At 32.8% G+C, this 12,874-nt stretch carries 18 protein-coding genes; 4 read left to right on the top strand and 14 right to left on the bottom strand.

From position 1 onward, the window contains the following. Positions 1–131: 131 nt before the first annotated feature. Positions 132–518 (bottom strand): hypothetical protein, encoded by a 387-nt coding sequence (locus ACE3SE_RS01030; protein ID WP_374553372.1) that lies wholly within the window; start codon positions 516–518, stop codon positions 132–134. Positions 519–661: 143 nt separating this feature from the next. On the opposite strand from ACE3SE_RS01030, the gene ACE3SE_RS01025 reads away from it, so the two are divergent. Beyond that, complete coding sequence (locus tag ACE3SE_RS01025; RefSeq protein WP_374553371.1) at positions 662–1,075, top strand: hypothetical protein; 414 nt, start codon at positions 662–664, stop codon at positions 1,073–1,075. A gap of 26 nt (positions 1,076–1,101) precedes the next feature. Here ACE3SE_RS01025 and ACE3SE_RS01020 read toward each other — a convergent pair whose 3' ends face one another. From ACE3SE_RS01020 to ACE3SE_RS01000, 5 genes are all read right to left on the bottom strand, one after another. Then, positions 1,102–1,650: a hypothetical protein gene (locus ACE3SE_RS01020; RefSeq protein WP_374553369.1), complete on the bottom strand. Its 549-nt coding sequence runs from the start codon at positions 1,648–1,650 to the stop codon at positions 1,102–1,104. Between the two features lie 9 nt (positions 1,651–1,659). Next, positions 1,660–2,175: a hypothetical protein gene (locus tag ACE3SE_RS01015; RefSeq protein WP_374553367.1), complete on the bottom strand. Its 516-nt coding sequence runs from the start codon at positions 2,173–2,175 to the stop codon at positions 1,660–1,662. 9 nt (positions 2,176–2,184) lie between these two features. Further along, entirely contained in the window at positions 2,185–2,619 is a 435-nt protein-coding gene (locus ACE3SE_RS01010) for a hypothetical protein (protein ID WP_374553366.1), read from the bottom strand. Between the two features lie 118 nt (positions 2,620–2,737). Further along, on the bottom strand, positions 2,738–2,962 hold the full coding sequence (locus ACE3SE_RS01005) for a hypothetical protein (RefSeq protein WP_374553365.1): 225 nt from the start codon (positions 2,960–2,962) through the stop codon (positions 2,738–2,740). Positions 2,963–2,975: 13 nt separating this feature from the next. Continuing rightward, positions 2,976–3,158, bottom strand: a complete 183-nt coding sequence (locus tag ACE3SE_RS01000; protein WP_374553363.1) for a hypothetical protein — start codon at positions 3,156–3,158, stop codon at positions 2,976–2,978. 794 nt (positions 3,159–3,952) lie between these two features. Here ACE3SE_RS01000 and ACE3SE_RS00995 point away from each other — a divergent pair. Next, complete coding sequence (locus ACE3SE_RS00995; RefSeq protein WP_374553361.1) at positions 3,953–4,207, top strand: hypothetical protein; 255 nt, start codon at positions 3,953–3,955, stop codon at positions 4,205–4,207. A 22-nt stretch (positions 4,208–4,229) separates the two neighbouring features. Here the strand turns inward: ACE3SE_RS00995 and ACE3SE_RS00990 are convergent, their stop codons facing one another. The 4 genes from ACE3SE_RS00990 to ACE3SE_RS00975 all read right to left on the bottom strand — a co-directional run bounded on the left by ACE3SE_RS00990 (position 4,230) and on the right by ACE3SE_RS00975 (position 6,741). Beyond that, the gene (locus tag ACE3SE_RS00990) at positions 4,230–4,736 is read right to left on the bottom strand and encodes a hypothetical protein (protein WP_374553359.1); all 507 of its coding nucleotides are present in this window, start codon (positions 4,734–4,736) and stop codon (positions 4,230–4,232) included. Positions 4,737–4,738: 2 nt separating this feature from the next. Beyond that, a complete protein-coding gene (locus ACE3SE_RS00985) occupies positions 4,739–5,347 on the bottom strand; it encodes a hypothetical protein (RefSeq protein ID WP_374553357.1) in 609 nt (202 codons plus the stop codon). 126 nt (positions 5,348–5,473) lie between these two features. Then, positions 5,474–6,025 carry a hypothetical protein gene (locus ACE3SE_RS00980; RefSeq protein ID WP_374553355.1) on the bottom strand — a complete coding sequence of 184 codons (552 nt, stop codon included), beginning with the start codon at positions 6,023–6,025 and terminating at the stop codon, positions 5,474–5,476. Between the two features lie 113 nt (positions 6,026–6,138). Continuing rightward, positions 6,139–6,741 carry a hypothetical protein gene (locus ACE3SE_RS00975; protein WP_374553354.1) on the bottom strand — a complete coding sequence of 201 codons (603 nt, stop codon included), beginning with the start codon at positions 6,739–6,741 and terminating at the stop codon, positions 6,139–6,141. Between the two features lie 179 nt (positions 6,742–6,920). Here ACE3SE_RS00975 and ACE3SE_RS00970 point away from each other — a divergent pair, with 179 nt between their 5' ends. Next, entirely contained in the window at positions 6,921–7,343 is a 423-nt protein-coding gene (locus tag ACE3SE_RS00970; protein WP_374553352.1) for an outer membrane lipoprotein, read from the top strand. 83 nt (positions 7,344–7,426) lie between these two features. Here ACE3SE_RS00970 and ACE3SE_RS00965 read toward each other — a convergent pair whose 3' ends face one another. The 3 genes from ACE3SE_RS00965 to ACE3SE_RS00955 all read right to left on the bottom strand — a co-directional run bounded on the left by ACE3SE_RS00965 (position 7,427) and on the right by ACE3SE_RS00955 (position 11,181). Further along, positions 7,427–8,656, bottom strand: a complete 1,230-nt coding sequence (locus ACE3SE_RS00965; RefSeq protein ID WP_374553351.1) for a hypothetical protein — start codon at positions 8,654–8,656, stop codon at positions 7,427–7,429. A gap of 84 nt (positions 8,657–8,740) precedes the next feature. Beyond that, positions 8,741–10,801, bottom strand: coding sequence for a hypothetical protein (locus tag ACE3SE_RS00960; protein WP_374553349.1), 2,061 nt, complete (start codon positions 10,799–10,801; stop codon positions 8,741–8,743). Positions 10,802–10,818: 17 nt separating this feature from the next. Then, the gene (locus ACE3SE_RS00955) at positions 10,819–11,181 is read right to left on the bottom strand and encodes a zinc-ribbon domain-containing protein (protein WP_374553348.1); all 363 of its coding nucleotides are present in this window, start codon (positions 11,179–11,181) and stop codon (positions 10,819–10,821) included. A 369-nt stretch (positions 11,182–11,550) separates the two neighbouring features. Here ACE3SE_RS00955 and ACE3SE_RS00950 point away from each other — a divergent pair, with 369 nt between their 5' ends. Further along, positions 11,551–12,108 (top strand): hypothetical protein, encoded by a 558-nt coding sequence (locus ACE3SE_RS00950; RefSeq protein WP_374553346.1) that lies wholly within the window; start codon positions 11,551–11,553, stop codon positions 12,106–12,108. A 43-nt stretch (positions 12,109–12,151) separates the two neighbouring features. Here the strand turns inward: ACE3SE_RS00950 and ACE3SE_RS00945 are convergent, their stop codons facing one another. Continuing rightward, positions 12,152–12,472: a hypothetical protein gene (locus ACE3SE_RS00945; RefSeq protein ID WP_374553344.1), complete on the bottom strand. Its 321-nt coding sequence runs from the start codon at positions 12,470–12,472 to the stop codon at positions 12,152–12,154. Between the last annotated feature and the right edge of the window lie 402 nt (positions 12,473–12,874).

Genomic DNA, 12,874 nt, shown 5'->3' with positions numbered 1-12,874 from the left:
AGCTCGTCTTGTTTCTCGGAACATGAGCACCCTTTAGGGGCGGCGCAAGCCAGGGTAATGCAGAAATGAAAAAAGGACTTCTACAAGTCCTCTTCCTGGTTGAACTGAATGCATGGCAAGGCGTGGCTCTATCAGTCGTTATCTATCTCCCATTGAAGCCATGCTAGTTTGTACTCCACTCCACTGATGAAGTTTTCAACTGCTTGGTAGGCATTTACATCATCAAAATAGCTGCTGTAGCTTTCAAGTTGGGAATCCAATGTGTCAATCTTTATTCTTCTTTTAGACAAGTGGTAACTGAACATAAACAAATCCATTGGAATTTCTTCAAAGATGGATAAGTCAAGGAATAAATCTATATATTCTTGGCCTTGGTCATAATGGCTATATTCTATGTTGTAGCTGAAATTGACATCAGGATATATTGTTTTTGCTTGTTCAATAAATGCAATGACTTGCTTGACTGACTCTCTGAATTCTTTTGATGTTTTGTTTAATAATAATTCTTCTTCTTTCATTTATATTTTCCTTATAGCTATATTTTTAATTGTAAGAAAAACAAAGCAAAACACAATAGCAAATTAAAAATAGGATATCTTTATTCATTTACTTATTGTTTTGATTTCATATAATCTAAGAACAGCAACTAAAAAGGAATGATATGAAAGAAATACTTTTAAGAAAAAATGTGATTGAGAGAGTTCTTGAACTTGGTGAAACAGGAATTGTTTATTGTTTTGATGGAAAAAAGCCTGACTACAAGGCAACCAATCTCTACTATGATTTTGAAATTGATGGTTTGGGTGTGGGTGTTACTCTCAATCTCTATACTGACTATGTGAACTACAGTGCTTGCCTGGTTGAAATCAATCGTTGCAAAGTCAATGGCACTACTCCTGACCTAGTGGGCATCTTGGCCACCTACAGCTTCCAGGGTGAAGACTTTGATATTGATGTGGATGATGGGTATGAAATCATCCTTGATGATGGTGTAAGGGATTTACTGCATGATGCAGCCTTACGCTTGGCAATCACTAACAAGGGATATGACTTGAACTTGCTAGAAGCCCAATAAAAAAGGACTCGCTTGAGTCCCTTTTTTTATTCTGCTCTCTCTTTGTTTATGGTGTCCCATACGGTTTTCCTTAGTTGTTCAGCAAATTTTGGCAACTCTTTTTGATAGTCATCTTGGAATTGTTTGATGTTGTTGTTCAATTCTTCTTCAATTTCTTCATCACTCATAAAGCCGTTATACCATCCAAAATCAAATCCATATGATAAATATTGTTTTGCTTCTGCTTGCAAAATAACTAATTGTTTCAAGAACTCATCTGAATCAATAATATCTCTTGTGATGTTAAAGATTGGAACATACATCCAATCATTTTGATGTAGATGTTCAATCATCATCTGAGTATCAGCTAAATATTCATGCTTGATGCATGGTAAAAAATAGTATTTTCCAAGGTTATTAATGACATGTTTAACGGTTTCCTTGTCATGGTTTCCAAGGTCAATAGTGTTATTCAAATCATCAATGTTACTAACTGACTTAGAGAGTTCTTCACTAGGCCAAAATTCATCGGCATAGTTTAATACTTCTTCTTTTGTATGATATTTTATTGTGTCTAAATCTATTCTATTTCTCATGTTATTTCCTTAGTTGTTTTTTGTTATTAGTCTTACAAGTAATGGACTTACTCTGACTGTTTTGTTTTTCTTCTTGTTCATCAAGGACTCTTTAGAAATGATTGCAACATTGGCCCATCTGATGTTGTCTTCAATGGTGATGAATGGGTTGTTTGCTCCTGGTTGCTCGTCCAGGTACAAGGCAAGATTTCTCTGCTTGTAGATGAAGCCTGTTTTTCTGTCTAAGGTAAATCTTACTTTGATTGCTTGTGCTACTTCATCAATGATTACCGCTTCTCTATCGGTAAACATCAAGAATTCTTTTTCAGGGTTGAAGTGTTCATCTTCAAGCTCATTTTTCATGAAGTAAGCAAACTGAGTGTTCAAGATAACTACTTCTTCACCAAAGCATTTACCGTTTTCGTCTGTAAATTCCCTTTGAATTCTTTCGGCAAATTTTTTCAACCAAGGATGTTTTGCGGCATAAACAAATGCTTCAACATAATTTATTTTTCTTGCTTCTTCTTTGAATGATTTTTTACTCATACTATCTCCTTATTTATTTATTACCTGTAAATACTCTTCTTCCAATCCGTTTGTTTTGTATGGCTTCATGTCTGTGTTGTAGAACAACTTACTAAATCCATACTGAAGCAAAACTTTCAAATCTGACTCATTAAAATACTTTGCTTTTCCTTCATATACTTTGGTGCAACCTTTAACTTGATTGAAGAAAATTATCATTGTTCCATCGTTTTCAAAATGAACACTTAAATATGACAAGCAACCATGTTCATGATTAAAATACTTAATTCTTTCTTTTATTGTTGCCTGAGTCTTAATTTCACTTTCTTTTTCTTTTTCTCTTTTTGCAGCAATGATGCCATTTAATAACATTTCCCTTTGTTCTGGAATGTATGGTGTGTCTTTCTCTTGATTTGAAGCAGCTAAAGTTAAAACATTTTCAAATGTAGATTCTTGGTTTTTCATGAAATTCCCTTTTCTTTTAGTTATAAAATAATCTTACGAAAAATAATGCAAAACACAATAGCAAATTTAATAAATTTGAAAATAAAAAAGGCTTCATAGTGAAGCCCTTGTTTTTCCATCAGTATTTTCTTGATTTCAAACTAAAGAATATTAATGACAATGTGAGTATTCCAACAGTGTGATATTTATTTAAGAAATGGAAATATATGCTGTTGTAGCTTGGATTTACCATTGATAAAACAACATATGGAAATGCTACAAAAATCAACCACACTACAAAATACATCATCACCAATTCTTTTACTGCATATAATACATATTTTAATCTATCTACATATTTCATGTTTTTCTCCTTGTTATTGAAATATTGCTCCACCTACAGCCCTTTCTCTTGGTGGATTTTTTACAGCCTGTTCTTCTTTTTGTGTTGTGTTGCTTTTGATTGTATTGTTATCTTCATGTGTGAGAAATAACAAAATGCTCCATACTGCTACCACCAACAAAGACAACTCTATTTTTCTTTTTGTTTTCTCTTTCATATTTTATTTTCCATTTAGTTATACTTTATCTTACGAAAAATAAAGCAAAACACAATAGACAAGAAATAAATAATAAAAATATGTTTTTTTGATTTTTTGGGTTGTTGGCTGAAAAATCGACCTCCACAATCGGCCTGTGTTGCACGATCTCATGGTCGGATGGGCTAAACGATGTCTGAAGACTCCGTGGCCTCGTAGAGCCTAAAAAGTACCTTCCTGAAGGTGTGCCACTTTTTTAAGCAAATCAGGTGTGATTTTTGGGGTGTTTTGGTCGTCCAGGTGGCTACCTGGTCACTTGTGATTGGTTAGAGTCTGTTCAGCAAGGGTGTAGAGTTCCTTGCAGGTATAGGCTTTTAGGTGCTTGGCTGTTAGGTCTACAAACTTGATGGTGATGTTGTGCTTCATGTCTGTAGTCTGAAAGTATTTGACTTGAGCAATATTGTTGTAGTTTGAAAGTAAGATTAATACATGTTCTATGTTATACATTTTATTTTTTCCTGTTCTAATATAATTTTAAGAAATACAATGCAAAACACAACAGGAAAATAAATATTCGATATCTATTGCAAAAAGATTTTTTGTTGCTACACTGATGAATGCTAGTTGTTTTTACAAAATGATTAGTATCATATTCTTTTAGTTTAGTTTGAAGTTCGCCCCTGCTGAAAAGTTGGGGCTTCTTCTTTTGTGCGTCTTTTTGTTGACTCACTAATCTTTTTATTTATTGTTTTGTTGATGAAGTAAAAATAGTACGCAACAATCATCTTATGTAATAAACAAAAAAGGTGATTGTGATGTTAGAACTTCAAGTTGCTAGTCGTGTAGGTCGTCCCTCTTCTGGTGTGGATCGCAAGGTTCAACTTGCTCTTGCTCAGAAGAAGAAGAGAGACAACGATAAGAAGGATGGATTGAAACCTGTGAATGTGTCTGTATCTGGTGAAACCAAGACTTACTTCATGGCACTGTGCCAGGTTCACAATCTTACTCAGAGAGAGTTGCTAGAAGCTCTAGTTGATGCAGCAATCAAAAATGGTTCTCTACTCAAATAAAAAGCCCCTGATGGGGCTTTTCTTATGTGTGGAATTCATTTGTTGCTACTTTCATTACTATCAAATAAGCAATATAACTTATTGTTGCTAGAACTTTTGTTGCATAAAAAGCATCAATTTTAGATAATTCAAGAAGTTCTTTTATATTCAAGTCATAACTCAATCTTTTACCTTCCATTTCTCCTTTGTCACCATATAGAAAACTAACAGTTATTCTTAATGGATTGATTCTTCTTTCAATTAATTCAGCAATTGTTGATGATGTGATTTTCTTCTTTTCAAATTCTGAAAGCAGGAAGTGTGAAACCATTTGAACTTCCATTTTTCTATGCTGAAATGAATTTTGAATTTTAGCTTCAGTCATAGCATGTTCTCTTTCAGTCATATTGTGTTTCCAATAATCCTGAACAACTTTCAAGTCACCTCTGATTGATGGATATTTTAGTGTTAATCTACTGATAACATCCTGAACCATTTCTAATTTTCTATCTTCTTTTATCTCATTCTTTTTGTTTAGCCATGAAAACATGATTATTCCTCCTGTCCTTCTTCTGAATCACCAAATGATTCTTTGTATTTATTTACCTTTGCTTCTATGTTTGCAATAATTAGCAATGCCTCATGAATTCTAATTTTTTTCTTCTCTACTAAAGAATTAACTTTATCTTGTAGTCTTTTTGATGCATAAATAAGTGTCAATCTTTCCTGATGCTCATCACACATGAACATTGCTGAATAAACTACATAAGCATTGTCTCTCATTTTCTTTGAGCAATATTTCAAGTTTTGATAGTCACTTCTGCAAGCAACTTCACAAACAAAATCCACATCCCTGAAATACTGAAATCTAGATTTCTTGAAGTGTTCTCTTCCAACACTGCTATTTCTTTCTAAGTCTTCAATAGCTGAATCAGAATCTTCGTACCAAAAATCATCTAACCTGTCTTCTTTTGTATCACCAAAAGTTTGATAATTGTGTTCAACATCTTCTTCTTGGATTGATGCAATTTCTTGATTTAGTAGTCCTGGGTGATTGTGGTACTTTGCCATTCTTGCTTTGTATTCAAGAACAGTTTCAGGTTCATTTCTTTTGAATAAATCCTCTGGAACATCACAAACTATTATTTTTGTATTTTTCATCTCATTCTCCTTATTATGTTTTAAGTATAAGAAAAATAATGCAAAACACAATAGCAAATAAAAAAGAAGATATCTTTTGTTTGAAAAAATAAAAGACTCAAATTGAGCCTTTATTTTTGTTTGATTTCAATCCAAGTGTGATGATAAAGTTTTTGTTAGTTCTTTATTTAATTGAATTGTAAATTCATCAATTTCAACAACCAATCCACTCTTTATAAGCAATTCTACTAATTCATCATGATGTAAAAGAACTTCATCTGTTTTTACTACTCGCTGAAGACTTTCATTTGATATTTTTCTGTCACCATATTTATCTTTAGCAAAGTGACTTTGTTTTATTAATCCATTTTTTACAAATCCTTCATTCACCAAAGCTTCTAATATTCCAATTTCAATTTCTCTTGGTGAAATCTCACAACTTGTACAACCTGAAACGATGTCATAAATCATGTCTGTGTAAAACTCGTAATCACAATTTAATTCAGAGTTATTACTTTCCCAATCCCATAGATCATAAGTTGTATCTGATTTATCTACTTTATTTGATTTCATAAACTCATTAACAAGTTCAAGAATTCTTTTTTTTAATCCATCCTCATTTATTATGCCAAACTCTTTTGTTTGAATAAGCAATCCTTCGCCGCGTGGTATATTGCCAACTATTCTGTATATATCCATAATTTTCTCCTGTTAGTTATTTTATTGTATTAAATACAATGCAAAACACAATAGCAAATAATAAAATATCTTTTGTTTTACAAAAATAAAAAAGCCCTTATTGGGCTTCTTTTTTAATATGCTTCTTTTCTCACACATTTACTTCTTTCATCAGTAGTCATCTTTCTTAGTTTTGCATCTTTATAAGTTCGTTGGTTCAATAAGGTCAAATCTAGCTTGTATCCACCTGGTCCCTTTTTTGCCAACCTGGTTAAACGTCCTGCTTCTTCCTGGGCATCACTCATCTTGTCCTTGAGTTGGTCTACATCCCATCCATTCACTTTAAGAAGGTGTTTGGTGATTCGTGCTGCATCTGCTCTGTCCTTGCTGTGTATGGTGTGTCCATAATGAATTCCACCGTGGCATTCATGACATAAAGCAACCATTCCTGTGAGTTTTTGAGTGAAGGATGATGTGTCAAAACTCCATAGCTCATGACATTCAAGGCGGCCTTTTTTACTGCAAATCTCACAATGTCCTTTTGCTCTTCTGTAGTGAACTTTTGCTATGGTTTCCCATTCTTCAACACTGACTGCTGAACGAACATTTAAAAAATATTGTGTTGATGGAATGAATTCTAGTTTTATCTTTTCATTGCCAAATGAAATTCTTTTTCCTGAAAACAAAACTTTATAAATTACATAGGCAATTGCTCCATAAATCAAAATATTTATCATAAGTATCCTTTTTTAGTTGTTATAAGATACTTATACGAAAATTAAACTTTAATGCAATGGTATAATAATTAGTTTTGTATAATTGATTGTCTTTCTTTTTAAAATAAAGATTGTTTTTAGGTTGTTGCGTTCTTAAAAAAGTACGCTAAGATGTACTCATCTAAACAAAGGAGTTCATCATGAAATTTATTACTTGCATTGTCGTTTCTCTTTCCATTCTTCTTTCTGCTTGTGCAACTGTTAAACCTGAAGATAAGAATGTGTTCTATGGAAAAGTTGTTTCTGTCCGTCCTTTCCTTGCTCAAGAAACTCAACCTAATGGTGTTGGTGCATTAGTGGGTGCAACTGCTGGTGGTGTTATTGGTCATCAGTTTGGTAAAGGTGATGGAAAAACTGCCATGACTGTTCTTGGTGTGTTGGGTGGTGCTGTTGCAGGTAGTCAATACAACAAGCAAGTAATTAATGTGCCAATGACTGAACTTGTGGTTCAAATGCCTGATGGTTCTACTTTCAATGTGAATGTAAAAGATTCAGGTTTCCAAGTCGGGCAACAAGTAATGATTACTCAAAATGGAAAGAAAGCTGAAATCAAGGGACTTTGAATTTAAGGGGGAATAATCCCCCTTTGTTTTTCATATCCATCCATTGCAGACAGAAAAAAAGCCACTTCATAGTGGCTTTAATTTTATTGAAGTTCAGGTGGTATAACTCCTGGTGGACACTTCCAAACTTGTGCATTTACTTTGACACATCCATTATTTGCAGGTGCTTTTGCTTTTGGTTTTTCTTCCTGCTTTTGTTCTTCAAATGTTGGAATGATTGGTTTGTCATTTACAACAGGTTGATATTCTACTTTCTTACCTTGTGCTTCCATTTCATCAATCAACTTATCTAATTCATCTTGTTCATCAAGTTGTTGGCTGATTGGTTTTGAAGTATCTATTTTCATGTTTCCATAAGAAGCAACTTTTTGAAGAGTCTGACTTGCACTTGCTGATATTGGTTTGTTACTCAACATTGAAGAGAATGCTTCAGGATTCAACCATAAGGAACCAAGTAATGCTGTAGCTCTTTTATCTTGTTTTACTTGCCATGTGTCACCAATTTTTATTCTGTATTTATAAACAAAAGTTTGTGCAACTTTTTGACTGTTTTCATCAGTGGGATTGTTAGCATAATTTCTTACTGCTTTTTGCATGGTTGAGTATTGTTTAGCTCCACCTGCTCCAAGTCTGTAAAAGTGGTCTACAAGCACTGCCTGTTGGTTGGACTTCAACTTGTTCCAGGTAGAAGCTCCTAACCATGCTATAGCTGCTGTTTCGCTAGGTTTCTTCATCTCATCTACTACAACCAATCCTTGCTGTGGGTTGATGCTTATGCCTGGTTGTGGTGTTGCATCAAGATTGGGTTTTCCGCCTTTAGAAATGCCCATAGATGCGATCTTCTCTACGGTGGACTTATCTAGTCCTGCCTTGGTTGCATACCCTCTATTAGCTCCTTGGCCGTTCAAGCTGATGTTCCAGCCATAAGCTAAAGCCCATCCCATGTTGTCTCTGTATGGATGACTCACAAATCCCTCTGATGTCATCACAAGGGCATGGAAGTAATTGCCACTGTTGAACTCTGCAAGGGCTGATGCTGTGGTTGTGCTTCTATCTCTTCTGCTCTTCTGTGTTGATTGTGCGGGTGTAGAAGAAGCTGTTGCAGGTTGCACCTGGTTGGTTGGTGCTATTGGAACTGCTGAAGGTGTGGGTGTTGGTGCTGATGCAGGAACAGAAGGTTTTGATGGTGCAGGTTCAGACTTGGTGAAATCTACTGCATATTTGTTTTTATTATGTTCTGTTTTTTTATCATCATTACATGCTGTTAAAGCAAAACATGTTGATAAAGCCAATACGATTATTTTTATTTTCATATTTTTTCCTTTTAGTTATAATTTTAGTATATACAAAAAAAGAAAAAACACAATATTAAAGCCACTAAAAAGTGGCTCTATATTTTAAATTTTAATCTTCTTCTCTTTTTTAATATCATTTTTTGGCAATAATTTATTTGAATGTTTTAGATATTCCTTTGCCTTATCAAATCCTTTAATGTTTGAATATGTTACTTCTAATACATCAACAGAGAATTTATAATCAATCAATTCTTTTTTAAACAAATAGTCTTGAATTGCAAAATCTGGTATCAATGACTCAATTTTATTTATGCTGTGTTTTGTCAAAGTAAATCCATAATTTTTTGCTGTTGATTTGAATGAACGAATTATTTTTTCACTGCACTCAACAAAGCAATCATGTCTAAATTCTTCATAATTTAAGTTGTCAAAATTATCTACATAGAAATATTGTCCAATGTAGTAGCACACATCATTGTTAATGGAATGTGTCTCTCTAGGTTGAATATATTTTTTTCCTTTTCTAGTCCATGTGACACTTTCGGGTGAAATAAATACTTTATGAGGACTGAAATCAATTGGTTGATTTTTCTTGTGCAAGATTGCACCTGCTTCAATCATGTAGTCTTTTACATAACTTAAATTTTTCAATGGAATAAATAATCTACATTTATCTAAATCATTCCCATCTTCTTTACATTTTGTAGACCATGCATTCAAATAATCTTCAAGTGTAAAAATATCTATGTCATCCATAAATCTGAAATAGGTTCTTGGACTTTTCAAAAATGCTCCTGTAAGTTGTTTAAATGCCAAACCTAAAGGTTGTATTTCTATCGCTCTCTTTAAGTCTTCAAGTGTTACTAGATCAGGGTCTTCATAAAGAACACTTAATGCGTGTGTTGCTCTTGCTTCACTATTTAATCTACCATAAATAAATTCTGCATTTGAAGAATATCTTCTTGTGTAATGCCTACTAAATATAAAATCATCATCATAATTATTTCTAAAAAAAACCTGTGGAACTTCGGAAAGATTGTTTACATCCTTGTGAATCTGTTCAACATCGTATAAAGCCATATAGTATTCAGGATTGATTTGTTTTTCATATGGCAACTTGTTGTAAATTTTTTCAATTTCCACATGTTCACCATGAGTTCTCATATCAAACAAATATTCTCTACCAAACTCAATCAATACTGATGGGATTTCTTCAGCTATTTCCAAAACCTCATCATCACTGAATTTTTCTTTTGTAGAAGAAGGAATGATTGATAAAGGGATGAAACTATTTAATTTTATCAAATCAATCCAATAACTTGTTTCAAGAGAATTCAAATCTAACCATGCAAGAATAGAATAATCAATTGCAATTCTTGGGTAGATTGCATATTTATACATATCTAATCTTAGATTGTAATTTTGCAGTTCTTCATGTAGAACTTCATCATAAGCATCTTCAAGAAATTCACCATCCTCTTCAAATCTTTCTTTTTTAGGCAAATTTAAAGACAATGATATTTTTTGATTGTTATATAATGAATAACATCTATGGTTCCAATCAATGACCTCATCAAATAATTTATCAACAAGAAGTTCTTGACTCCACTCCATCAGTCCAAATTTTGAAAAATAATCAATCACTCTATGGTTTATTCTTGGCTCTCTCCCAAATTTTTCTTTGAATACCTTTTCATATTTTGTGTAGAAATCAGTGTTTGTAATATTTTTCTTATCGTCATGTTGAGATACAAGGTAATCAAACTCTTCAACATCTTCATTTGTGCCTGTAGAGCCAATAAAGTCTCTGATAATTTTAATTTCTGATTTATTTGAACGTCCTCTTGTGCTACCCCTTAATTTGCTTTCAAATAATTTTGATAGCTCATTATTTCTTATGTCTTTATTGGCATTAAACAATCTTCCTTTAGCACATAAAATAACTTGAGGTATAAACGGTTTTGTAATCAATATTTTATCTACAACCTGTTTACTTTCTTTATCGTAGAATTTAATTTTTGCAGTACCTAATCTCAAGTGCCTCATCATTTGGTTCTCAACACTTAAGAATTTTGAATCAACTAAAGACCAATCATTGAAGCTTTTGTTTGCATATTCATTGTCTGCTTTTCTCTTTGCATAAATTTCTTTCCAGTTATTCATAAACTATCCTTTTTGTTTTAGTTGTTTTTCTTTTTGCAGTGTGGGCAAACTGCATTGCTGTATTTCATCTTTCTGATTGAACTGTTGAATGCATGTCCTTCAGCACACTTCCAAGCAATAGGCTGTGTAGTGTTAATGATGTCCTGGTGTTCAGGTGTAAAGCCCTTGGCACTTCCTACCTGGTAAGCAACATCCCAAAGCTCATTACTCTTCTGCTCTTTAATGTAATCAGCAAACATCAAGAACTTGGCTCTTGCTCGTTGCTCTGTTCGGTTCATCACCTTGCCAATACTTGACCATGAAACTTTCAAACCTTGCTGATGCAATTGGTTTAATAAGTCATTTAATTCTTTGAATAATTCTTGTGTTCTTGTTTCCATATTTTTTCCCTTAAAATTTGTTGTCTATTTTTACAAAATGGGAATCATCAATGGTTGAACAAAAACCATGAACAACAAAGTTATTAAGTTTCATTGATTGTGATAATTCTCTGATTGCCTTTAATGTTTTTGTGTTTAAGACATTAACAAAGAAAAATCCAACATTGTCACAGACTGTTATTAGTGAATTTTTATTTTCCATTTTTATTCTCCATTTTAGTTATATTTATATCTTACGAAAAATAATGCAAAACACAATAGAGAAAACAAATCTTTTTAAATAATTGGATATCTTATGTTTTGACTATTGATTTAATTCATATTTTTTCATATATTATTTAGACAACTACTACAACTAAAGGAGAATATATGAAGAAGTTGATTTTATTAAGTATGGTTTTAGGTTCTATTGGTGTTGCTCATGCTGATTCTGATGTTTGGAAAACAGTACCAATCAACAAAGATGATTATCAGAATGTGCAGAAAGAAGAAGTGAATCAACCATCAAATAGTTTTGATGTTTTTGTTGGTGCAACTCACTCAAGAACTTCTATGGGTGATTCAGGTAGTGGCTACAATATTGGTGCTTCTTATACTTCTTATCAGACTAAGAATATTTTCTTGCAACCAAGTATTCAGTTTGTAGATTCAGGCAATAGCTACAATGACAAATATGTTCTTGCAAACTTTGATGTTGGCTACACTTACACTTTAAATAATGGCATTTCATTAAGTCCAAAAGCAGGTTTAGGCTTTTATAAGGCAATGTATGATGAAGGTTCAAATTATGGTGGTTCATATAACTACGGATTAGAAGTTGGATTAAACAAAACAACTTCTGTAGATATTTCAAGAACTCATGCATTTGGACAATCAAGCGGTCATTATGTGGATTTAACTGCTATAAGTTTGAAATACAAATTCTAATGAAACAGGCAAAAGAAAAAGGACTCAAAAGAGTCCTTTGTTTTTACTGCATTGTGAATTCAATTGTTCTATTTTCAGTTTTGAAAAAAATCTTGTTGTTATCCCTTGATAGCTCAACCTTCTCAAATCTTTTTCCTTGAACCTGTTCAGAATTATAAAACACACTTATTTTATTGTTGCTTTCACTCAAAAAGAATTCATTGTTTTTAACTGAATTCAAAACCAAGGCATTTGCATTGATTGAATTATTAGACTCATAGAATTTAATCAGTCCCAATTCTTCATACTCTAAAAGAGTCCATTCATTAGATTCGCCAATGCAAGTTGTACAGTTTTCAATGCCATAATACTTTGTTATTTTCATGTCTTACCTTTTTTATTAGTTGTCTAATAATGATAAGAAAAACAAAGCAAAACACAATAGATAAAATAATTATTTTTTGATTATTGACTTTATGAATTAAATAGATTAAAACTAGATTATCTTCTTCTTGAAACATCTACAATCTCCTGTAGTAATGAAAAAAGCCCACTTGATTGTGGGCTATTTCATTTGTTTCTCAGAATCTTGTTTATTTCACAGTGAAGTGATTGATGCTTCTTGAGAACATATTCAGGCATGAAAACCTTCTTCTTGTGTGCCTGGAAGGACTGACACACTGCATTCATGAACGGATAGCTATCAGTAGGTTCAACCTGGTTGATGTGGCGGTGATACTCTTCTAAAGCCCAAGGGTTCTTGATATACATGTCACACACATAGTTG

It is taken from the genome of Aquitalea pelogenes, assembly GCF_041914625.1.
In the GTDB taxonomy this organism is placed as follows: Bacteria; Pseudomonadota; Gammaproteobacteria; order Burkholderiales; family Chromobacteriaceae; genus Aquitalea; species Aquitalea pelogenes.
Note: the sequence above shows the minus strand (reverse complement) of the source record. Positions and strands in the feature narration are given on the sequence as shown.